The organism is Collimonas sp. OK307 (genome assembly GCF_900113705.1).
Classification (GTDB): domain Bacteria; phylum Pseudomonadota; class Gammaproteobacteria; order Burkholderiales; family Burkholderiaceae_D; genus Collimonas.
The window spans coordinates 168,509-188,551 of record NZ_FOQI01000004.1 but is presented as its reverse complement, the minus strand read 5'-3'; the positions used below and the strand labels follow the sequence as shown (position 1 = coordinate 188,551).

23 protein-coding genes and 1 pseudogene are annotated in these 20,043 nt (G+C 52.5%); 13 read left to right on the top strand and 11 right to left on the bottom strand.

All coding sequences use genetic code 11. The annotated features are described in order from the left end of the window. Positions 1-86: 86 nt before the first annotated feature. The 4 genes from BM205_RS07905 to BM205_RS07890 form a co-directional block, all read right to left on the bottom strand. On the bottom strand, positions 87-344 hold the full coding sequence (locus BM205_RS07905) for a BTH_I0359 family protein (RefSeq protein WP_014008142.1): 258 nt from the start codon (positions 342-344) through the stop codon (positions 87-89). A gap of 302 nt (positions 345-646) precedes the next feature. Then, positions 647-1,069 carry a hypothetical protein gene (locus tag BM205_RS07900; protein WP_092413969.1) on the bottom strand — a complete coding sequence of 141 codons (423 nt, stop codon included), beginning with the start codon at positions 1,067-1,069 and terminating at the stop codon, positions 647-649. Between the two features lie 199 nt (positions 1,070-1,268). Beyond that, positions 1,269-1,481: a DUF3460 family protein gene (locus tag BM205_RS07895; RefSeq protein ID WP_092413968.1), complete on the bottom strand. Its 213-nt coding sequence runs from the start codon at positions 1,479-1,481 to the stop codon at positions 1,269-1,271. Positions 1,482-1,554: 73 nt separating this feature from the next. Continuing rightward, a complete protein-coding gene (locus tag BM205_RS07890) occupies positions 1,555-2,907 on the bottom strand; it encodes a YifB family Mg chelatase-like AAA ATPase (RefSeq protein ID WP_371326470.1) in 1,353 nt (450 codons plus the stop codon). On the opposite strand from BM205_RS07890, the gene BM205_RS23975 reads away from it, so the two are divergent. Then, positions 2,893-4,521: a recombinase family protein gene (locus BM205_RS23975; RefSeq protein WP_139227225.1), complete on the top strand. Its 1,629-nt coding sequence runs from the start codon at positions 2,893-2,895 to the stop codon at positions 4,519-4,521. The genes BM205_RS07890 and BM205_RS23975 overlap by 15 nt on opposite strands. A gap of 368 nt (positions 4,522-4,889) precedes the next feature. On the opposite strand, the gene BM205_RS07875 is transcribed toward BM205_RS23975, so the two are convergent. Then, entirely contained in the window at positions 4,890-5,873 is a 984-nt protein-coding gene (locus tag BM205_RS07875; RefSeq protein WP_139227224.1) for a hypothetical protein, read from the bottom strand. Positions 5,874-6,647: 774 nt separating this feature from the next. On the opposite strand from BM205_RS07875, the gene BM205_RS07870 reads away from it, so the two are divergent. After that, positions 6,648-7,469, top strand: coding sequence for a hypothetical protein (locus BM205_RS07870; protein WP_092413966.1), 822 nt, complete (start codon positions 6,648-6,650; stop codon positions 7,467-7,469). Here BM205_RS07870 and BM205_RS23970 read toward each other — a convergent pair. Further along, on the bottom strand, positions 7,466-7,702 hold the full coding sequence (locus BM205_RS23970) for a hypothetical protein (RefSeq protein WP_139227223.1): 237 nt from the start codon (positions 7,700-7,702) through the stop codon (positions 7,466-7,468). The genes BM205_RS07870 and BM205_RS23970 overlap by 4 nt on opposite strands. Positions 7,703-7,706: 4 nt before the next feature. On the opposite strand from BM205_RS23970, the gene BM205_RS07865 reads away from it, so the two are divergent. The 3 genes from BM205_RS07865 (at position 7,707) to BM205_RS07860 (ending at position 10,504) form a co-directional block, all read left to right on the top strand. Further along, complete coding sequence (locus BM205_RS07865; protein ID WP_175511207.1) at positions 7,707-9,680, top strand: replication endonuclease; 1,974 nt, start codon at positions 7,707-7,709, stop codon at positions 9,678-9,680. A gap of 100 nt (positions 9,681-9,780) precedes the next feature. Then, entirely contained in the window at positions 9,781-9,948 is a 168-nt protein-coding gene (locus BM205_RS24245; protein ID WP_175511206.1) for a hypothetical protein, read from the top strand. 52 nt (positions 9,949-10,000) lie between these two features. Continuing rightward, the gene (locus BM205_RS07860; protein ID WP_092413964.1) at positions 10,001-10,504 is read left to right on the top strand and encodes a hypothetical protein; all 504 of its coding nucleotides are present in this window, start codon (positions 10,001-10,003) and stop codon (positions 10,502-10,504) included. A gap of 190 nt (positions 10,505-10,694) precedes the next feature. Here BM205_RS07860 and BM205_RS07855 read toward each other — a convergent pair whose 3' ends face one another. The 5 genes and pseudogenes from BM205_RS07855 to BM205_RS24240 form a co-directional block, all read right to left on the bottom strand. Next, on the bottom strand, positions 10,695-11,423 hold the full coding sequence (locus tag BM205_RS07855; protein ID WP_092413963.1) for a DUF2971 domain-containing protein: 729 nt from the start codon (positions 11,421-11,423) through the stop codon (positions 10,695-10,697). 169 nt (positions 11,424-11,592) lie between these two features. After that, positions 11,593-11,700 (bottom strand): annotated as a pseudogene (locus BM205_RS24755) (magnesium chelatase subunit ChlI); the annotation flags it as partial. Between the two features lie 10 nt (positions 11,701-11,710). Further along, a complete protein-coding gene (locus tag BM205_RS07845) occupies positions 11,711-11,953 on the bottom strand; it encodes an accessory factor UbiK family protein (protein ID WP_092413962.1) in 243 nt (80 codons plus the stop codon). A 144-nt stretch (positions 11,954-12,097) separates the two neighbouring features. Beyond that, on the bottom strand, positions 12,098-12,538 hold the full coding sequence (locus tag BM205_RS07840) for a GNAT family N-acetyltransferase (RefSeq protein WP_092413961.1): 441 nt from the start codon (positions 12,536-12,538) through the stop codon (positions 12,098-12,100). A 284-nt stretch (positions 12,539-12,822) separates the two neighbouring features. Continuing rightward, on the bottom strand, positions 12,823-12,981 hold the full coding sequence (locus BM205_RS24240; protein WP_175511205.1) for a hypothetical protein: 159 nt from the start codon (positions 12,979-12,981) through the stop codon (positions 12,823-12,825). Between the two features lie 73 nt (positions 12,982-13,054). Here BM205_RS24240 and BM205_RS07835 point away from each other — a divergent pair, with 73 nt between their 5' ends. From BM205_RS07835 to BM205_RS07795, 8 genes are all read left to right on the top strand, one after another. Beyond that, positions 13,055-13,843: a TorF family putative porin gene (locus BM205_RS07835; protein WP_092413960.1), complete on the top strand. Its 789-nt coding sequence runs from the start codon at positions 13,055-13,057 to the stop codon at positions 13,841-13,843. A gap of 88 nt (positions 13,844-13,931) precedes the next feature. After that, a complete protein-coding gene (locus BM205_RS07830; RefSeq protein ID WP_038493850.1) occupies positions 13,932-14,270 on the top strand; it encodes a P-II family nitrogen regulator in 339 nt (112 codons plus the stop codon). Positions 14,271-14,283: 13 nt separating this feature from the next. After that, positions 14,284-15,828 (top strand): ammonium transporter, encoded by a 1,545-nt coding sequence (locus BM205_RS07825; RefSeq protein ID WP_092413959.1) that lies wholly within the window; start codon positions 14,284-14,286, stop codon positions 15,826-15,828. 126 nt (positions 15,829-15,954) lie between these two features. After that, positions 15,955-16,503: a GNAT family N-acetyltransferase gene (locus tag BM205_RS07820; protein ID WP_254783794.1), complete on the top strand. Its 549-nt coding sequence runs from the start codon at positions 15,955-15,957 to the stop codon at positions 16,501-16,503. Between the two features lie 355 nt (positions 16,504-16,858). Beyond that, entirely contained in the window at positions 16,859-18,157 is a 1,299-nt protein-coding gene (gene gshA, locus BM205_RS07810) for a glutamate--cysteine ligase (protein ID WP_092413957.1), read from the top strand. Positions 18,158-18,211: 54 nt separating this feature from the next. Further along, entirely contained in the window at positions 18,212-19,153 is a 942-nt protein-coding gene (gshB, locus tag BM205_RS07805) for a glutathione synthase (RefSeq protein ID WP_092413956.1), read from the top strand. 135 nt (positions 19,154-19,288) lie between these two features. Continuing rightward, positions 19,289-19,693: a PTS sugar transporter subunit IIA gene (locus BM205_RS07800; protein ID WP_092413955.1), complete on the top strand. Its 405-nt coding sequence runs from the start codon at positions 19,289-19,291 to the stop codon at positions 19,691-19,693. 42 nt (positions 19,694-19,735) lie between these two features. Continuing rightward, entirely contained in the window at positions 19,736-20,005 is a 270-nt protein-coding gene (locus tag BM205_RS07795; protein WP_092358004.1) for an HPr family phosphocarrier protein, read from the top strand. The last annotated feature ends 38 nt before the right edge of the window (positions 20,006-20,043 follow it).

The window sequence follows — 20,043 nt, the reverse complement described above, 5'->3', positions numbered from 1 at the left end:
TGCTTAAGCCGTCCCAGTCTTCCTGATGGCTGTCGACGGCGTCGGCAACAGCAGGTTGACTGAAACGAGGTGGATCGGAAAGGAAGTTACTGCAATGTTACCGGCTGACTCATCATCGAGTCATAATTGCCTAAAAAGGCATCGATATCTTCGATGCTCGGCTCGGTCGCAATCAAATCTTCGACCCCTTTACGGAAAAACTCAGCCAAAGCACCAGCAATGAAAATCTCGCGCTTGAATGATTTATCGACGATCTCGTAGCCGCCGAAACGTAAAGCTTCGCGTTGTTCATCGGCACCAAATTCGACGACGCTGTATTGGTCACTGTTATAAATCAGGTTCATATGCGCTCCCGGTAATTAAGACAGAAGGTAATGATCGAGTAAGCAGTTTTCAAGCCAGCAAATGAAAATATTATTTTTTAACTCCTTTTCCGAGAGACATGTTTCAAATGAGACATATTTATCTTGTGAAGAATTTAAATATTTCTTTCATTTATATACTACGCCAGCGTTGATATTTGTCACGAACTAAATATTGATGAAAGCTACAGTTTTTCGTGCCAGCCTTCAGAGTCCGTCTATTCCGTGGGCACTGCCTGCTCGGATCGTTGTTACCAAATATTGCTAATAATGTTGCAGATCCGCTACTCGGACCATTCAAACATGATGTGTTGATGCGATCCCGGCTTGATTGTCACATCGTGGGCCTTGGTCTGGCCGTTCTTGATTGCATCGATGTGATAACGCCCGGCTGGCAGTTGCGCCAGGAGGAAAGGGCCCTTTGATACTGTGTCCAGGACGCTGTTGTGCTTGGCGTCGCTCACTTTCACTTGTACATCAGAAGTAAATTCATCCTTGGGCGCGGCCTTGATGACAAATTCGAGGGTCAAGGAATAATCTTTTGCCGCCTGCTGTATGGCAGTTGATTCGTCTTGCCCGATACCGCCGGAAACATAGGTGGCGACGCCGCTGGTGGTTGGCTGCAGCCGACTTTGCGTAGCATCGGCAGCAAATGCCAGGTTTGCCGACATCAACACTGATAGGGCAAAAAGAGTGCGCTTGTTCATGATGCCTCCTCCAAAATTGCATCTCCCACAATGGGAGAAGAGCTGAATGGGGAAAAATACGACATTGCACAATGCAAGTTGGCGCGACTGTGAGGAATTTGGGGCGCCTACGGAATCCATCTTAGCGGCCACAAATTAAAATAAGCTTAAACCGGCATCGGTGGGGCTAAACGGTATGACCGATTTACTCCTGGCCGAGTTAGCTGTAGTAGTAAGGTTTGGCCGGCACGCTGTCCTCGTCAGCCTTTTTCAATTCGCCCAGGTCGACGTCGCGATCCCAGAATATGTGCCAGCCCCGGCTTTGTTCGTCGATTACTTCTGGATGTTCCTCGAGAAACTTGTCCAGGAACTGCGTGATTTCCGAGACATAGCCTTCATGACCGGCCTTATAGCCTTTCTGTTTGGCAAACATGTGATCTCCAGTCCTGTTATTTTTTGGACTGCCAAAGGCGCAGCGAGTTTCAATGTGTTTTTAATGGGCAAGATCATGGATTCTGCAGCGCCCGTCGATATTGAATTGCTTCAGCCACATGTACAGCGCTGATAGTATCGGCTGCGGCCAGGTCGGCAATCGTGCGCGCTACTTTCAACACCCGATGATAGGCGCGCGCTGACCAGTGCAGATGCGCCATTGCGCCGCTCAACAGCTTTTCACCGGCACCATCAGGTTTGCAATACAGATCGATTTCACTGGTTGACAAGCCATTGTTTTCCTTGCCTTGACGAGCCAGCTGTACCGCGTGGACTTGCGCCACCCTGGCCGCTATGGTGGCTGACGATTCGCCGTCGGCCTGCCTGAGCAATTGATCGTGAGGCACTGCTGCCACCTGGATCTGCATGTCGATGCGATCCAGCAGCGGCCCCGAGATTTTGTTTTGGTAGCGCAAGATATTATCGGGCGTGCAGCGGCATTGCTTGGTGGTATGTCCAAGGTAGCCGCAAGGGCAGGGGTTCATTGCTGCGATTAACTGGAATCGAGCTGGAAAATCAGCCTGGCGCGCCGCCCGCGAAATCGTGATGTGGCCGGATTCCAGTGGTTCACGCAATGCTTCCAGTACGCGTCGGTCAAACTCCGGCAATTCATCGAGGAACAATACGCCACGATGCGCCAGCGAAATCTCACCGGGGCGCGGTGGGCTGCCGCCACCTACCAGCGCTACGCCGGATGCGGTGTGATGCGGCGAGCGATACGGCCTGACTTTCCAACGCGCGCTGGAAAAGCCGCTGGTGAGCGACTGTACTGCCGCTGATTCGAGTGCTTCGCGGTCGCTCATGGGCGGCAGGATTCCGGGAAAGCGTGCCGCCAGCATGGATTTTCCGGTGCCGGGTGGACCCACCAGCAGTACGCTATGAGAGCCTGCAGCAGCCACTTCCAGTGCGCGTTTGGCCTGCGCTTGTCCCTTGACGTCGTTGAAATCGCGGTAGGGAGGCGGCTGTCGCAATGGTTCCTCAACGTGGCGCACCAGCCTGGTTTCTTGCTGCCTGGAGGAAAAGTGGGCGCACACTTGCAATAAGCTGTCTGCGGGGAAAATGCAGGCCTCGCTGACCAATGCAGCTTCATCGGCATTGCCACGCGGCAGGATGAAAGCATGGCGCTCATCGCAATTTGCGGTCATGGCGAAACCACCAACTTGGTGATTGCTATTGACAACAAGTATAGTCCATAAAAATAACGTGATTCGACGTGAGGGAAATTCAAAACGGGAATTTTGCAGCGCCGCACGGACCCGGTCTTTGGATTCCTTGACCTCGGTTTCGGGCAGGCCGACGATAGTAATTGTATGTGACAATACACCAGACACAAAATCACAAGGGGTGAAGACATGGCAGCGGCTTATTCCTACATTCGTTTTTCGAGCGTTGAACAAAAGAAGGGCGACAGCTTTCGCCGGCAGCGTGAACAAAGTTCACTCTGGGCCGATGCGCGGGGAATAATGCTGGATGAAAGTCTCGATATTAGCGATCTCGGAACTTCCGCATATCGGGGGAAAAATTCGACGGATGGCGGTCTCAGTGCATTTATCGCTGCAATTGATGATGGTCGGGTTGCTAAAGGTTCTTTCCTACTTGTGGAGAATCTGGACAGGCTTAGCAGGCAGCCACCGCTTGCTGCTTTGCATTTGCTCCAGTCGATCGTGGAGCGTGGGGTTACTGTAGTAACTCTAGTTGATAAATGTGAGTACACCGGCGAGAGTTTGCAGAACGATCCATCGTCCCTATTGATCAGCATCATTACGATGTTTCGGGCGCATCAGGAAAGTAAGGTTAAGGGAGATCGCGTAAGGTCTGCGTGGAAGCGTAAAAAGCAAAAGGATGCTCGCGAAGGTAAGCCAATAACAAGGATGGCGCCCTCTTGGTTGCGGATTGTAAACGGGGCGTTTGAAATTATTGAAGAGAAAGCCGAAGTAGTCAGAAGAATTTTCGATCTGGCGACGAACGATGGACTTGGGCAACGCGCCATCGTCACAGTGCTGAAGAAAGAACTTGTTTGTCCCATCGGCCGCATAGCGACCTGGAGCGAAACCAGCGTTAGGCGGATTCTCCAAAGTCAGGCGGTTATTGGAGTATATCAACCCAGATCGCTCGATCTCGAACGGCCTAAGATCCGCATCGACGATGGCGAACCAATCGATGACTATTACCCCTCAATAATCCCACGACCACAATTTTATGATGCTCAGCGGTTACGAAAGGAGTCACTGATTCCTAAGGGGCCCCGCGGAACCTCGCTTGCAACGATCCTTACTGGGATCGTTTTTTGCGGAGCCTGTGGCGCTACAATGCGGCGAAAAGGGGCATCAACAAACGACGTACATCACAGGCTTAGGTGCTCCGGATCATGCGGGGCGAGTTCTTGGAAATACGAGCCACTTGAGCTGGTCATCTTAGGCGTCTTGTCGGCCAATATTCTCCCGCATATGCAACTGAACAATAGCGATAAAAAGATATTGCAAGAACAGCTCTCAGAAGCGGAAGCGAACCTGAAAAGTATGGGCGAGCGCTCAGCTCGACTGATAGATGCGTTGGAGAATGGTCTCGATTTGTCCGTTGTACACAAACGATTGCGGGAAGTTGAGGATACGCGTGCGTCGGCTGCAGCCGACGTGAAGCGCCTTCAAGAAGAAATAAAAATTGTTGAAATGCGGCAATTCTCGGGTCTAAACAACAGCAATCCGCATGATGGCATTGTTGAGCTTCTCCAAGGGATTGACGTCGATGATGGAAAAATCAAAGAAAAAATTCGCTATGCACTTAGTCGGAGCGTCGACAGGATAGTGTTGCTCGATAGTAAAGTACATCGTACTGTACGAATGGAAGTCGGAACAGAAGCCCGTCATATTGATATTAATAGAAATGAAATGACTTACAGTTTTCGCGAAGACGCAAGCGTTTCGGGACAACTTGTATTAAAACACCCTATCTCAAAGAACCTCATAGTGATGATCCCATAAGGACTTGAAAACTACCGATTTTCATCTCCTTTTTGAAGAAAAATAGCAATTTATTCAAAAAAATGCTTTGGGCTTGCCGTATTGGAAAACAGAAGCCGTCCGACGTGATATTTTTTACAGATGAGGACGCAATTTTGCATGTCTCACCTCATCGGAAAGAACGCATATGGACGGCTTTACGATTCACGGAAAATTCATCGAAACAACCGATCAACGCGCTTGGCATGACGTAACTAAAATCGGTGCATTTTCGCTTGAAAAAACAAGTGCCAATACTTACAACATAGAAGCTACATGCGACGGACGCGCCGAAATTTTCGGTAGTTTCAAAACTGCAGATGAAGCGCGTCACGCAACCGCGCTTATGCTCATTTCGGTTTCTGGAAAATCATCTGTTTCAGGGGGGAAACAGGATCGTCAGGAGCAAGGTTTTCTTGCATCGCTAACACCACGGAAGTAAGGGCATCAATCCTCTTCTTCAGCAGCCGATTTTCATTTTCGAGCTGCTTTCTGTTTTCTCCCGCAGCAGTTACCGAGGCAGCCTTTTTCCGTATTTCGTCATCCTTAATGCGTAGCATGCCTGATGCTTCGATAAGGCGATTCTGAGACATTAAAATATTACGCCGAGATTGCTCAACTTTCTCCCGATCCAATTCGACAGCTGACGCCGCCGCGATTATTTCAGCGGCTTTCGTCTCTGCGTCATTTATGACGCATCGCGCATGAGTTGTGGCTAACGCAAGGGAAGTGTTCGATTGCTGTTCGGCACGCCATGCAGAACGAGTCAAACGCCGTCTCTTTGGCCCGATCCGTGCCAGCCCTGACTCTACCCCCACATTTTTTGAGTAATCGTCTTGCAGCGCCCTTTCGGCAATTTTATAAGCGTCTGATTTTTCTTTTTTTCCTTCAACCTTGCTGGCCGCTGAAAAACCCGCATGCAGCGACTTTATGCTTCTACCCGCATCACAGCAAAGGGCGTGGATGTGGCCATACGACTCGTCGGTATGCTCCATGACAGTCACCAACGTGCCTTTGTAGTGGTCCTTCAGCCACGCGACCGTACGGCCTCGCCATTCGACGTACAGCGGATCCGATTCGTCAGCCGGGCCGGGATATGACGCCACTGCTCCTAGCAAGATTGGGGTATCGCTGCGCTGCTTTCGCTCCCCCTTAACAGTCGACACTGTCACATTCTTCGACATGTCTTCGACTTGCTCCCACCACAACGCAAGGTCTTCCGCTGCCATGCCAAACAAAAGGGTCGGCGGCTTCGGCGAATCAACGTGCGGGGCCGCGCCTTGCTCGCGGATTGCTTCAGCAATAACCTGACGAGCCGCCAATTTGCCGAGCATCCGCTTACCATTGGCAAGCCTACCAGCGCCGGTTCTCGGCGCGGCCTGGCCTCTCACTCTTGCGTAACATTCTTCTCTTATGAATTGGCAACCCATGATTATCTTTCGACGACTGTTGCCCTTAGATTATCATAGGTCTATTGACCGAATAGACCTAGTAAACTAGGTTCGGCCATTACATGGAGTCAAAGCGAAAATTCACGACCAACCCGGCAGGGCTCCGCCCCGCCACCCCGCAACCGACCGCGGTTGACGCTCGCGGCATGTGGGGTAAAACACACCACACACCGAGAGCTTGAGCATGGGGCGCTACGCGGCATCAAGGGCTTTCGCGGCATAAAACGTGACGAACGGCCGTCACATTTATTCCACGTCCCTTGACCCCTCTTCGCACCAACGATCGGGACTAGCGAACGGATTTTTTACAGGCCCGGTTTCAGGTGGCCGAGCTACGAAACACGGACCGACGATATGAATATGTTGAAAACCATCGGCGCACATTCATTTCAGTTCTCGAACCACGAATTTATAAATAATTCCCAAATCTCTTCCAAGATTTCAATATGCCAAGGCAAAAAATGTCAATATGGAGTTGAAATCAAAGAAATGTTTTCAATACATAATTTGGGGCCATTATTAAAGGCCTTCACGATTATCCGGAACACGCACCAATTGACTGAGTAGACGTTTAACCATGCCTAGGCTGATCCCCAAAAACGAGGCCCTCCTTCCTCGCTGGCATGGTTTCCCCATAAGGAATGCGCGAGGAAACGCATGCTGGAACCTATTACACGTACGATTCAGGGCATTACCTTAGCTGATGCAGCTGCTATCGCAAGCGAAAAAACTGGCAAAGAAATTGCTGGCTCCGATCTGTTATTTTCCGCGTTTGATCGCGTCGATGGCGACCCGCTAACTCTTTACGCGGTCTCACACGAGTTCGTAATGACGCAGGCGTTTGACCATAGCAAGCTGTTTTCCGGTGCAAAGGCAACCGTCAAGCCGCCGCGTGATGCTGAAGTCAAAGCTTCAAACCAGTCGTTTGCCAAGGGCGAGTTATTTCAGCTTCATCCTAAATTCATCGAGCGTTTGGCAATGGTAGGCAGCATGAACGTGTCGGACTGCCCAATTCACAGCGTAACCCACATCCGATCGGATAAAGCAATCCGGAGTTGGACGCCCGCAATCAACAACCATGTAGAAAAGCAGTATTGGACGAAAATTTTTGATTCGCGAATTGTGAACACCGACGATTTCTGCATAACTCTGAACGATATTCGGGTCGATAAAAACGAACTGGTCTCTTTTTTTGGTCTGAAGATCGCCTTGCCTGAACTTAAGCATGATGTCGAGGATGCGACGGAGGTGGCAGATAATGGGCCAATGACCCACTGGATGATGCGAGTACAAGCTGAGGCAAACGCACGATGGATCAGGCTTCGTAAATCTGGGGCGAGCCCTACTAAACATAACCTTCGCGACGATTTGGCGAAATGGTGCCGTGAAAATGACATCCGGACAAAACAAGGTGCTTTCCCGACTGGAGCGTATATCGCCCGGCATGTGCTGAAAAAGTGGGTGCCACCCGTGGATTAACCTGCTTCGGCAAGTTCGGCAAGTTCGGCAAAAAATCTTGCCGAACATTTTGCTGAATCCGACAAATACCGCAGACCCAATGGCAGCGAGCTTCCCGAAGCTTTGCTGCCATTTTCTTTTTCACCCCTTTGCCCAAGTTGCCCAATCAGAGTTAAACCACGCTTCGCATTTCTTATATTTGCGCTGACGTGGCTTGATGTATTCGCGAAGCGCAGCCACGCCAGTTGAGGCATGGCTATGGAAAATCGCTTCGAGGCATTATGTGCGTCGACTGAATCTTATTCCCCGTTCAAGACCGAGCGCGCTCGGCAAGAATGGGCAAAGCTTAAGCAAACTTGGCAAATACCCGAGCGTGCTACGCCAGCGCGGATTGCTCCGCGCCCTTCAATGCTCGGAGTAAGCGCTCTGCTGTCGAAAGAAATGGATGCCGAACAAGGGAGACTTACAGCCGCAGCCTATCTTTCGACGCTTTCAGCTCCATTCGACTTGGCCGAACGTCTTGCGCAACGTCGAGAAGAGCTAACTGATTCAATCGGTGGAATCGGTGAATATTTGCATTACTCAGAGCATGATATCAAGGCGCTTGCGCTGCGACTTGCACAAGAAGAATTAGCGCCGGTGGAGAAAATCGAACAAGCAGAAAAACTTCTCGGAACACAGATTCCAGGTGATACCTTCAACTCCCAACTAGCGCGGGTCTGGGATGCGCGTTTTTGGCGGCGCGCACTTCGCGTGCGCATCATGCGTGCACGCGAGCATTTTTTCCTACGCATGCAGCTGATTGGCAAAGGCAGAGAAAATTATGCCTCCGACTCAACCGTTCGAATGCGCGCCGCGCAAATGGAGCGCCAAGATGCGTGGATGAAGGACACGGTCATTGTGCCTCGTTTTTATACCCCTCAAATGCAAAAAGGCGAACGGTCTTTTGAAGCCCTCTCGTTGGCCAAACTTGCGAAAGGCCCCAAGGAACGTTTCGCGAAATTATATTCGTTCGTCAAAGCGCTGGACGTGTTGAGCATGCAAGCGGGCTTGTCAGCTTCCATGCTAACACTGACACTGGAAGCAGAATGGCATCCCAATCCAGCCAATGGCAATAATTGCTGGAATGGGTTAGCGCCCCGCGCCGGTCATCAATCATTTTGCGATCGCTGGCAAGCAGTGTTACGAGACCTGCATCGCGTGGGGATTCGCATGTCGGGGTTGCGAGTGGCTGAGCCGCATCAAGACAGCTGTCCGCACTATCATATCTGGGCACTGTATCGACCCGAGCACGAGCGGGCGATTCTCATGACCATCATGAAATATTTTCCAAATAAACTTAAAGTGCGGTCCCCGGCTGGACATGAAGATGATACGGCTGGCGACGTGATGTATGACACGCGGGCAAGACTCGCCGTGGACGAGTCGCGTCCACTCACGCATGCGAAAGAGGGTGCGCAAGTTGAGCTGTCGCGCATTGACCGGAGCATTTCGTCTGGCGCCAGCTATGCAATGAAATACTTGCTTAAAACAGTGGATGCAGGAGATGAGCTCAACCTTGAGGCCGGGCTATTTGTTCAAGACGATGTGGAAACGCAGAAGAAAAAAGAGAAGCACAAGCAGTCGGCGAAAAGAGTCGATGCCTTCCGAAGCGTCTGGGGTATCAATCAAGGACAGCTGTTTGGCGTCGCAAAATGTCTGACGGTATGGGATGAGCTGCGTGCCCTTACCACGGCACCCGCGCATCGGTTTCTTAAAAAATTATGGGAGTTGGCACGAGGTGGAAAAGATGAAGGGCGAATTGAGGCAGGGGCCAACATACAAGGAAATGCTGTAGGATTCCTCCGCATGCTTGGCGGCTTGGATGCGGCACGAAACGGCAAATCGAAGTTGGGCCGGAGATTTGCACTCGGGCGTTTAGTCGTGGAGGGAATAAATCGCTATGGCGACATCATCAGGAAAACAAAAGGAGTGACTTTGCTGATGAAAAAAAAGGTGCGCGTGGCAATCGAAATAAAAGGCGTCGGTAATAACGATGCCAAAACAGTGATGGTGTGGAGAATTCAAACTACGCTATTAGCGTCTGTGAAAACGCGTTTGAACGAATGGTCCATGATCAAGAAAAGCGGTGCCCCGCTCGTCATGGCGCGCATGAAAAAATTGTTTTTGCAGGGACTTTTCGAAGACATCGAAAAGTCCGAGGCGGAATCTCTCGTAATTTGCATCTTGTAACGGCCTAACGCAGGTTCTGCAGGGCAGTATGAATTTATCCGGGCACCGGATGTTTTCGTTCGTCCAGGGACGTTGTTGCCTAATTCCGACGATCTAGATAATGCAAACAGTAGCTTTACTTTTCGATAAACTTAATATTTTACTTAGCAAAAATACAAGTCAGGCTGCGATGAGAGTAGGCGAGCAGCCTGACCTGATTTTCGAATGCGGAAAACTTTACTTAGTTATCCAAGGTAAAAATAGTCCATATGGCATTGCCAAAAGGTAACTGCTGATGTAATTTAAGTAACGGCTCATTCGCAGGAAAATCAAAGGGCGTCATGTCAAATCTGAGCACATTCAAGAGACTATGCACCACGGCCGGTGACGTCTTCACTGTTATGCTAATCGCGGTGCTGATCCTGTTCCCGGCATTTATGTGTTCTGTAGGGATATTGATTGTCCTGATGTGGCTTGGGCTGCAAGAACAGGGAAAGGTATCACTGTGGATCATGGGTATTGTGTTTGTTGCAACCTATCTACCCATGCTCGCGGTTTGGCTCTTTAAATCATACGGAGCCCGGATCGGCTTCATCGACTTCTGCAACAAGCATCCGCGCTTCGGTGCCGCAACGATGCTGGCGGTTAATGGCGGCGGAGGGATTTGGCGGGTAGTCAGGATGGTTGGTAAGCTGATTGAGAATGTTATTGCGTGGCTTGCGACCTCAGTAATGGCCCTGCTCGTCTGCATAATCATCGGGGTCATTCTTTACGCGCTTGTCGGTGCGCTGTCGGCGCCATGGTGGGCACTCGTCATCATCTATCTGCTGCTGAAAGAAAAATAAGACTTGGGTGCAATGAACAAACTTTTGCAATTGGCTCCTTCGTGGCGCGCTAGCTTCTCGTTGGGCTGCTGACAACCGAAGATAGGCGACCGGCGCGGGGTGTAACGGAAGCGGTCTGTCGGAGACAGCCGGTGACTTCACTCTTCCGGCCAGAGGCGCCGCAGGTGACTGGCAATTTTCGGGTTGGCTATTACTCCTTGCCGTATTGACGCAGGGCTTCTGCGAGTTGCCTCTGTTTATTCAATGCGGGCTCGACCCCCGAGATGGTTTTCCTCGGTAGCTCACGGTTCGCACACATGTTGAAAGTACCGTGTGCTGCACGGGCCGTCCATATCTCAACATTCGCCTCAGGCTCTGTCCCAATCGCCTCAGCCACATCTACGATTGACAAGGTCGAACGCGCTCCGATGATGACCTCGCGCAGTGCCATACCGTTGTTAAATGAATTGTAGTAGTTGCTATCTCGCCGTTCCTGTAACGCGGCTCGCAAACGGTACTCCTTCTCGTATTTCCAGCCACTGTGCTTGACGTTCAAGCACTTGGCCAACATTGGTTCGTCGACACCTCCAAGCGGCTTGCTGAAATCAATCGGGCTGGGCAGCCTCCTCGAAACGTAGTCAATCTTCGTCAAGTGTGGGCCGTCTTCGATGTCGAATCCGAGGCACATACCCGTGTGTTTGTCGCCGTAATGCGCCCACATCAATGTTGTCCGCCAAGACTTAGAGAAGCAAAGCACGCCATGCTCTTGGGATAGCACGTTCACAACCATCTTTGTGTGCGCCCGAGCTTCCTTGTCAGTCTGCGTAAACGGCAGAAGTTCGAAGGGGTCGTTCAAGTCGGCGTATTGCGCGATTTTTAATCGCTTCTCCCATAGCGACTTCATGCCCCATTGCTTCGCGGTGTAGTAGTACAGACGCATACGATGCCTCCAGCCAAAAAAATGCCCCTTCCTCCGAGCGTGTGTTGAGTCTACTCGACAATCTCAAGTAAAAAAGTAGGTGCAACCATTCAGCAATATGGCAGCTACCGTTCATATGGAACTGGGGCTGAACCCATCAATATCGACAAAAATTATCAGGTGTATTGTTGCCAACGATGGTGAATGACGGGAGGCCGTTGGCCAGGTGGACTTCAACTGTGACGGCGGGCGCTTGCATACCTGCCAGCGCCCGGCTTTTGAGGACAGCCAGCGTCACCGGCGCGGCATCATGGGCGCTTCAGTTGTGCTTCAAGCTCGGTCACGCGGGCTTCCAGTGCTTCAAGTTTTTCACGTGTGTTGGCCAATACCTGCGCTTGCACGTCAAATTCTTCGCGTGTGACCAGATCCAGCTTGGAGAAACCCTGGCCTAGCATTGCCTTGACGTTTTTTTCGATATCTTTGGCAGGTGAATTTTCGATGGCCTGATTGATTTTGGCTTGGATGTCGTCAAAAAAGTTGGGTTTGTTCATGGTCGGTCGCCCTTTAGCAGTAAATAAAAAAAATGATAACCGATACACGCAAACCCGGTATTGAAATCGCGATTCGGCGCGGCAATTTAAGTCATTACTGCTTTGCCGGAATCAGCCGGTTGTCCAAGAGGATTCAGCGCATTTTCAATCGAGCTGCTTGCGATATTGCACAAAGCCTGAACGCACCGCGATGCGGTCGTACAGTTGCATGGCGGTCTTGTTGGTCTCATGCGTCAGCCAGTGCACACGGGTGCTGCCGGCGGCTTTGGCTTCCTGGTACACGTGTTCGATCAGTTGCCGGCCGGCGCCGGTGCCGCGCTGTTGCGGCGAGACGTACAAGTCTTGCAGGTAACAGGAGTTTTCCACCGTCCAGCAAGAGCGGTGGAAAACCCAGTGGACCAGGCCGACTGCCTCGCCATCCACTATCGCCAGTGCGCCGAAGATCGGTTCCTTCGGATCCAGCAAGCGCTGCCAGGTTACCAGTCTTGTGGCCTGCGGAATGTCAACTTCATAAAAGTCCTGGTAGCCCTGCCATTGATGTTGCCAAACAGCAAAATCCTGCTCGCTTAGCGGTTTGATATGCATTTGCGCAAGTGATGCTGGTGATGTTGATTCTGAAGCCAAGATAATCTCCTGTGAGAGTGCGGTGACGGTTGACGAGGGAAGAAACGAAAGCAGCGCCCATCGTAATGATCGTAGCGCCATAAGTTGGCATCATCAAAGATCCAGGATTGATTATATTCATGGGGCCACTGCGAAGCCTGTGCCGCCCTCTCGATGAATCTGGATCCCGTCGGCATTGCGTTGTAGTCAACTACAGACTGTCATGTAGTTATCCCTGAAAATTTTCGCACCAAAGTAGAGCCGATTTAATCGCCCGCTTTATTATGGTGCATTCTTTTGCCAAAACTTCCCACGGAAGAACGTTCCCTCATCATCTGTTTAGTAATAATCGATGAAAGGTGTTGAATAAATATCACCACAACAGGTTGCGGCGGGCCAAAAAGGGCAACCAGACCAGTTGGCATGGGTTCTGCTATGGAAAGCTTGAAGAGTAGTGATTTTGCAGTTTTTCATTTCAACATACCAATAGGGACAACCATGAAAAAGCTGATTCTAGCCGCAGCAATAGCCTCATGTTTTACAGCAAGCCTGGCCTATGCAGAAGATGCCAAGCCCGAAGAAGCCAAGCCGGATAACGAAATCAGTTACAACATCGGCGCCGTCAACGACTATCGCTTCCGCGGTATCTCGCAAACGCGTTTCGACCCCGCAGTGCAAGGTGGCGCGGACTACACCAATAATCCGACCGGCCTGTATGCAGGAACCTGGTTGTCCAACATTAAGTGGATCAAGGATGCGGTCGACAGCGCCAATACCGGCACCGGCGGCAAGGGTCCGGTGGAGTGGGATATCTACGGCGGCAAACGCGGCGATCTGCCTGGCGGTTTCACGTATGACGTGGGCGGTCTGTACTACTACTACCCAACCAACAACTACAGCCAGATCGGCAGAAACGCCAATACTTTCGAGCTGTACGGTCAGATCGGCTACGGCCCGGCCTATTTCAAATATTCGCATGCGATGACCAACCTGTTCGGTACCGTCAACAGCAAGAACAGCGCTTACTACGATGCCGGCGCTAATATCGATGTCGGTGCAGGCGTCACGCTCGGGCTGCATCTCGGCCACCAAACAGTGGAGAACACCAGTTTTGCCAGTTACACCGACTGGAAAATCGGCGCCACCAAGACCTTTGATCAGCTCGCAGGCATCACGTTGGGGCTGGCTTATGTCGGCACCGATGCCAAGGATGGTGCGTACGTTAGCCCGAGCGGCAAGAACCTGGGTCGCAACGGCGTAGTGTTTTCTGTAGCGAAGACCTTCTAATCGACACAAAACAGCAGTATCCACGGCGGCAAGCTAGGGCAATCCAGGCAATCTATGCGAGCCGCCACTCAAAATAAATGAGGCCGACATGAAACTGATTACAGCGATCATCAAACCATTTAAGCTCGACGAAGTGCGTGAAGCACTTTCGGCGATTGGCGTACAAGGCATAACCGTGACCGAGGTCAAGGGTTTCGGCCGTCAAAAAGGCCACACTGAGCTGTACCGCGGCGCCGAGTATGTGGTCGACTTTTTGCCGAAAACGAAAATCGAAGCAGCGGTGGATGACAGCATTCTGGAGCAGGCCGTAGAGGCGATTGAAACGGCAGCCCGTACCGGCAAGATCGGCGACGGCAAGATCTTTGTGTTTGATCTGCAGGAAGTTATTCGTATTCGTACCGGTGAAACCGGCAAAGACGCAATCTAAGGGGATAAAAAAAATGAACAGAATGCTTACTACGATTTTAGCGGCTTGTGCGCTGATCGCGGCAACTTCGATGTTGCCGGCATCAGCCGCCGACGAGGCGTCTGCCAGCGCCAGCGTAGCAACGTCGGCCAGTGCAGATGCTTCAGCTGCTGCACCGGCTCCGGCTGCACCAGCGGTTGCTGCACCAGCTGCAGCTCCTGCTGCTGCCGCTGCCAGTGCTCCAGCTGCAGCAGCACCTGCTGCACTGGTGCCGAACAAGGGCGACACCGCCTGGCTGCTGGTGTGTACCGCGTTCGTGATCTTGATGACTTTACCTGGCCTCGGTTTGTTCTACGGCGGCCTGGTGCGCAGCAAAAACATGCTGTCGGTGCTGATGCAGTGTTTCACTGTATTCTCGCTGATCATCGTGCTGTGGATACTCTACGGTTACAGTATCGCGTTCACGGAAGGCAATGCGTTCTTCGGTGGTTTCAGCCGCCTGTTCTTGCATGGCATGACACCGGATTCGGTCGCGGCCACTTTCAGCAAGGGCGTGGTAGTGCCTGAGTTTGCCTACGTAGTGTTCCAAGGCGCATTTGCTGCGATTACCTGTGCCCTGATCATCGGTGCTTTCGCCGAGCGCGCCAAGTTCTCCGCGATCCTGGTATTCACCGTGTTGTGGTTCACTTTCGCCTACCTGCCGATGGCGCATATGGTCTGGTTCTGGCCTGGTCCTGACGGCTTTACCGATGCTGCCGCCGCCGAAAAAGTGACTGCTGCAAGCGGCTGGCTGTTCCAAAAGGGCGCGCTGGATTTCGCCGGCGGCACCGTGGTGCATATCAACGCTGCTATCGCTGGCCTGGTTGGTTCGTATGTCATCGGCAAGCGTGTCGGCTACGGCAAGGAAGCGTTCAAGCCGCATAGCCTGACCCTGACCATGGTCGGCGCATCGCTGCTGTGGTTCGGCTGGTTCGGCTTCAACGCCGGCTCCGCCCTGGAAGCTAACGGCAGCGCCGCACTCGCATTCATCAATACATTGTTAGCGACTGCTGCTGCTGTACTGAGCTGGAGCGCCGGTGAATGGATCGGTAAAGGTAAGCCTTCCATGCTGGGTGGCGCTTCCGGTGCTGTTGCCGGTCTGGTGGCGATTACTCCTGCAGCCGGTTTTGTCGGCCCGATGGGCGCCTTGATCATGGGCTTGCTGGCTGGCTTCGTCTGCCTGTGGGGTGTTACCGGCCTGAAGAAATTGCTGGGTGCGGACGATGCGCTGGACGTGTTCGGCGTGCATGGCGTCGGCGGTATCATGGGGGCGTTGCTGACTGGCGTGTTCGCTGCACCTAGCCTGGGCGGCACCGGTATCTATGACTACGTCGCCAATGCCGTGGCTCCTGACTACTCGATCCCTGGCCAACTGTGGATTCAGTTTGAAGGCGTGCTGACGACCTTGATCTGGTCCGGCGTGGTTTCGCTGATCGCATTCAAACTGGTCGACATCGTCATGGGTTTGCGTGTTACGGAAGAAGAAGAGCGCGAAGGCCTGGACATCTCCAGCCATGGCGAATCTGCTTATCACGATTAAGTTTTACCGACAGGCGCCGGATAGCCGCAGCAAGGCTATCCGGTGCGACGTTCCACGTAATCCCGGGTCGTTATCGATGGCCCGGGATTTTCGTTTTCTGCCACATCCGTTTCAGGAGATTTCAGTTTGGACCCGACCATCACTCCGCAACGCTTGACCACATGCACGGTCGAAGACGTCAGGGCGGATCAGTTCGATCAGGTAGTAGGCCCGCTGGCCGAGATTCTGATGGCTTGCGTTGAGCAGGGCGCCAGTGTCGGCTTTTTGGATAAGCCGGATACGGAAGATGCATTTTCCTTCTGGTACGGTGTCAGCGGCTCACTGGTGAGCGGCGGTCGTCGCCTGCTGGTGGCGCGCTTCGCCGGCCAGATCGTCGGCACCGTGCAGCTGGTGCTGGCGGCGCCGGCCAATGGTCGTCATCGCGCCGAAATTTCAAAACTGCTGGTACACCCGGACGTCCGGCGCAAAGGCGTTGCGCGGATATTGATGCAGCGGGCTGAGGCAATCGCGCGCGCCGACGGCCGTTCTTTGCTGGTTCTGGATACGCGTACCGGCGATGCCGCAGAATCCTTGTACGGCTCGCTTGGGTTCGAATTGGCCGGCATCATTCCCGCCTATGCCCGTTCGACGACCGGTAAGTTGGCCGATACCAGTTTCATGTACAAGCGGATTTGAATATTGCTGAATATTGGTGATTCTTGCCGCTTCTTGCGTTTGATTCGATATCAATATGGCATTGTTAAAAAGGCGCGTAATAGCGCTTTTTTGTTTTTCGGGACTTTAAAAATTCGCAACTGACCCGATGTAAACTTGGCTCGTATACCCGGTGGCTGCCGGGTCGCTACCAGGCAGCTGAGCCCGCCGTTGGATCGCCATGTTTAGTGGCATCACACCGGGTAACCGGCGAAACAATGCATTTCCCGTTAGAATCTGCGTCTCTTGCCTGTCGTGAAAGTCCTGAAAGTACATTCCATGACAGGCAGTTGCGCAAGTTGCAGACGCTACATAGCTCCCAAAAAGAAAGCTTTATATGGTTCCCCACCTTGTCACCGCCTTGAACGGCCCTTTGCTCGAACTGGAAAAGAAAATTCTCGCGGCCACGCCTGCCATCGAGCGTTGGTTCCGTATGGAATGGCAAGAGCACACACCGCCGTTCTATTGCTCGGTCGACCTGCGTAATTCAGGTTTCAAGCTGGCGCCGGTTGATACCAACCTGTTTCCAGGCGGATTTAGCAACTTGTCGCCAGAGATGTTACCGCTGGCAATACAGGCGGCGATGGCCGCCATCGAAAAATATTGCCCAGATGCCAAGAATCTGTTGTTGTTGCCTGAGCTCAACACGCGTAACACTTTCTATTTGCAAAATGTAGCCCGCCTGATGCAGATTTTCCGCCAGACCGGACTGCATGTCCGGCTTGGTTCGCTTGATGAAAACCTGAAGGAACCGCAAACCATCGAACTGCCGGACGGCAGCACGATCACGCTGGAGCCGCTGGAACGTTCTGCCAATGGCCGTCGCCTGGGCCTGAAAAATTTCGATCCCTGCACCATTTTGCTGAATAACGATTTGTCTTCCGGCACGCCATCGATCCTGGAAAACCTTAACGAGCAAAACCTGTTGCCGCCGCTGCATGCCGGCTGGACCGTGCGCCGCAAGAGCAACCATTTCGCAGCCTACGACGAAGTGGTCAAGAAATTTTCCAAACTGGTCGATGTCGATCCGTGGATGCTGAATCCGTTTTTCGCCAAGGTCGATCAGGTCGATTTCGAAGCCGTCGACGGCGATGACAAGTTGGCCGCCAGCGTCAGCTCGCTGCTGGCAAAGATACGCAAGAAATACAAGGAATACGGCATCACGGAAAAACCGTTCGTGATCGTCAAGGCCGATGCCGGCACCGACGGCATGGGCGTGATGAGCGTGACCGATGTCAGCCAGATCAAGGAACTGAGCCGCAAGCAGCGCGAGAAACTGTCGCTGGGCAAAGCCGGCGGCGAAATCCACGACCTGATCATCCAGGAAGGCGTGCATACTTTCGAACATATCAATGATGCGGTGGCGGAGCCGGTGGTGTACATGATCGACCGTTATGTGGTCGGCGGTTTTTACCGTGTGCATGCAGAACGCGGCATCAACGAAAACCTGAACGCGCCGGGCGCCCATTTCGTACCCTTGGCCTTTGCCCAGCAACATGCGTTGCCGGATATGCTGGCCAAACCCGGCACCACTGCACCGAACCGGTTTTACATGTACGGCGTGGTCGCGCGTCTGGGTTTGCTGGCGGCCTCGCTGGAGATGGAAAAGACCGATCCGAATCCGGAAGAATATTAATACTATTAATATTATTGATTAGCACTCTGTCCTGACAACCATAGGGCCACAAAAATGAAAATTGCTTTCCTCGCCGATCCGCTCGATACCTTCAAGACGTATAAGGACTCAACTTACGCAATGATGGTCGAAGCTGTCAAACGCGGCCATACCATCTATGCGTTCGAGCAAAAAGACATGGCGCTGGAAAGCGGGATTGTCACCGCTAACGTGATTCGCGTCAGCCTGACAGGAGACGATAAGGACTGGTACCGCGCCAGTGCACCGGCGTCCATGTTCTTGTCGGAGTTCGATGCGATCCTGCTGCGCAAAGACCCGCCTTTCGACATGGAATACATCTACACCACGTATCTGCTGGAACTGGCGGAAACACAGGGTGCACGGGTATTCAACAAGCCGCAGGCGATCCGCGACCACAATGAAAAGCTGGCGATTGCACAATTCTCCAAATACACCTCGCCCACGTTGGTGACGCGCGATGCGGCGCGCTTGCGTGCTTTTCACGAAGAGCATCAGGACGTAATCCTGAAACCACTCGACGGCATGGGCGGCACCGGCATTTTCCGGGTCCGGCAAGACGGCCTGAATCTGGGATCGATCATTGAAACCCTGACCGACAACGGTCATCGCACCATCATGATCCAGCGTTTCATTCCCGAGATCGTCGCCGGCGACAAGCGGGTGCTGGTGATTGGCGGCAAAGTCGTGCCTTTTTCGCTGGCGCGGATCCCGCAAGGCAGCGAAGTACGCGGCAACCTGGCTGCCGGCGGCATCGGTGTAGCGCAGCCGCTGACGGCACGCGATCGCGAAATCGGCGAAGCACTTGGACCGGTGTTGCTACAGCGTGGCCTGTTACTGGTAGGATTAGATGTAATTGGTGATTATCTGACGGAAGTGAATGTGACTAGCCCGACTTGCTTCCAGGAAATTAAGCAGCAAACCGGTTTTGATGTTGCCGAGATGTTCATTAATGCGCTGGAAGCGGCGCTGCAGTAATCGCGCTGTAGTAATCGATTTATGTTGTCCTGATCGCCACGGTAAAAGTCGCGAAACAGGATGGTCGTTGTTGTAAAACCGTTATAAATATATAAACCCCGGACAAATCCGCAAGCAGGATTTGAGATTGAAACTATGATTGGCATTCTTCTTTTAACCCACGCCCCGTTGGGCCAGGCATTCATCGCAGCCGCCTCTCACGTGTTTCGCCAGACGCCGGAGCGACTCGAAGCGATCGACGTGATCGCCGACCAGAATCCGATTGAAGTGCAAAAATTGGCAAAACAGGCTGCGGCGCGGCTGGACGATGGTTCCGGGGTGTTGGTGATCACTGACGTCATGGGCGGCACGCCGTCCAACTGTACGCTGCCGTTTTGCACTGGCAGCCAGACTCAGGTGATTGCCGGCATCAGTTTGCCGATGCTGTTACGCGCCTTGACCTATCGTAACGATACTCTTGATGTGGTGACTGAAATGGCGTTGGCCGGCGGTCAGGGCGGTGCGGTGCGGGTTGATAACCGGGTACGGTTGGCGCACTGATAGCCAAGTCTTTCAATAAATCAAATATTAGATAAAAGACAAATGATTCAACAAGAAATCGAAATCATCAACAAACTCGGCTTGCACGCTCGCGCGTCAGCCAAATTTACGCAACTGGCAAGCAAATTCAAATGTGAAGTCTGGATGACCCGCAACAAGCGTCGCGTCAACGCCAAGTCGATCATGGGCGTGATGATGCTGGCAGCAGGCAAGGGCAGCACGATATTGCTGGAAGCCGACGGCGAGGATGAGAAAAACTGCTTTGATGCCTTATATCAGCTGATTCAAGATAAGTTTGGCGAAGGTGAGTAAAACGGCTGGCAGTGAAACGGTCCGAAGTGACACGGCCC

Bases quoted from the DNA above. Each gene is read 5' to 3' on its own strand.
- BM205_RS23970 (WP_139227223.1), bottom strand. From the start codon at position 7,702: ATGCCTCAACTGGCGTGGCTGCGCTTCGCGAATACATCAAGCCACGTC.
- BM205_RS07840 (WP_092413961.1), bottom strand. From the start codon at position 12,538: ATGCATATCAAACCGCTAAGCGAGCAGGATTTTGCTGTTTGGCAACAT.
- BM205_RS07830 (WP_038493850.1), top strand. From the start codon at position 13,932: ATGAAACTGATTACAGCGATCATCAAACCATTTAAGCTCGACGAAGTG.
- BM205_RS07795 (WP_092358004.1), top strand. From the start codon at position 19,736: ATGATTCAACAAGAAATCGAAATCATCAACAAACTCGGCTTGCACGCT.
- BM205_RS23975 (WP_139227225.1), top strand. From the start codon at position 2,893: ATGGCAGCGGCTTATTCCTACATTCGTTTTTCGAGCGTTGAACAAAAG.
- BM205_RS24240 (WP_175511205.1), bottom strand. From the start codon at position 12,981: ATGCCAACTGGTCTGGTTGCCCTTTTTGGCCCGCCGCAACCTGTTGTG.
- BM205_RS07860 (WP_092413964.1), top strand. From the start codon at position 10,001: ATGTCAAATCTGAGCACATTCAAGAGACTATGCACCACGGCCGGTGAC.
- BM205_RS07845 (WP_092413962.1), bottom strand. From the start codon at position 11,953: ATGAACAAACCCAACTTTTTTGACGACATCCAAGCCAAAATCAATCAG.
- BM205_RS07875 (WP_139227224.1), bottom strand. From the start codon at position 5,873: ATGCTCGGCAAATTGGCGGCTCGTCAGGTTATTGCTGAAGCAATCCGC.
- BM205_RS07865 (WP_175511207.1), top strand. From the start codon at position 7,707: ATGGAAAATCGCTTCGAGGCATTATGTGCGTCGACTGAATCTTATTCC.
- BM205_RS07835 (WP_092413960.1), top strand. From the start codon at position 13,055: ATGAAAAAGCTGATTCTAGCCGCAGCAATAGCCTCATGTTTTACAGCA.
- gshB (WP_092413956.1), top strand. From the start codon at position 18,212: ATGAAAATTGCTTTCCTCGCCGATCCGCTCGATACCTTCAAGACGTAT.
- BM205_RS07900 (WP_092413969.1), bottom strand. From the start codon at position 1,069: ATGAACAAGCGCACTCTTTTTGCCCTATCAGTGTTGATGTCGGCAAAC.
- BM205_RS07870 (WP_092413966.1), top strand. From the start codon at position 6,648: ATGCTGGAACCTATTACACGTACGATTCAGGGCATTACCTTAGCTGAT.
- BM205_RS07855 (WP_092413963.1), bottom strand. From the start codon at position 11,423: ATGCGTCTGTACTACTACACCGCGAAGCAATGGGGCATGAAGTCGCTA.
- BM205_RS07825 (WP_092413959.1), top strand. From the start codon at position 14,284: ATGAACAGAATGCTTACTACGATTTTAGCGGCTTGTGCGCTGATCGCG.
- BM205_RS24245 (WP_175511206.1), top strand. From the start codon at position 9,781: ATGCAAACAGTAGCTTTACTTTTCGATAAACTTAATATTTTACTTAGC.
- gshA (WP_092413957.1), top strand. From the start codon at position 16,859: ATGGTTCCCCACCTTGTCACCGCCTTGAACGGCCCTTTGCTCGAACTG.
- BM205_RS07905 (WP_014008142.1), bottom strand. From the start codon at position 344: ATGAACCTGATTTATAACAGTGACCAATACAGCGTCGTCGAATTTGGT.
- BM205_RS07800 (WP_092413955.1), top strand. From the start codon at position 19,289: ATGATTGGCATTCTTCTTTTAACCCACGCCCCGTTGGGCCAGGCATTC.
- BM205_RS07895 (WP_092413968.1), bottom strand. From the start codon at position 1,481: ATGTTTGCCAAACAGAAAGGCTATAAGGCCGGTCATGAAGGCTATGTC.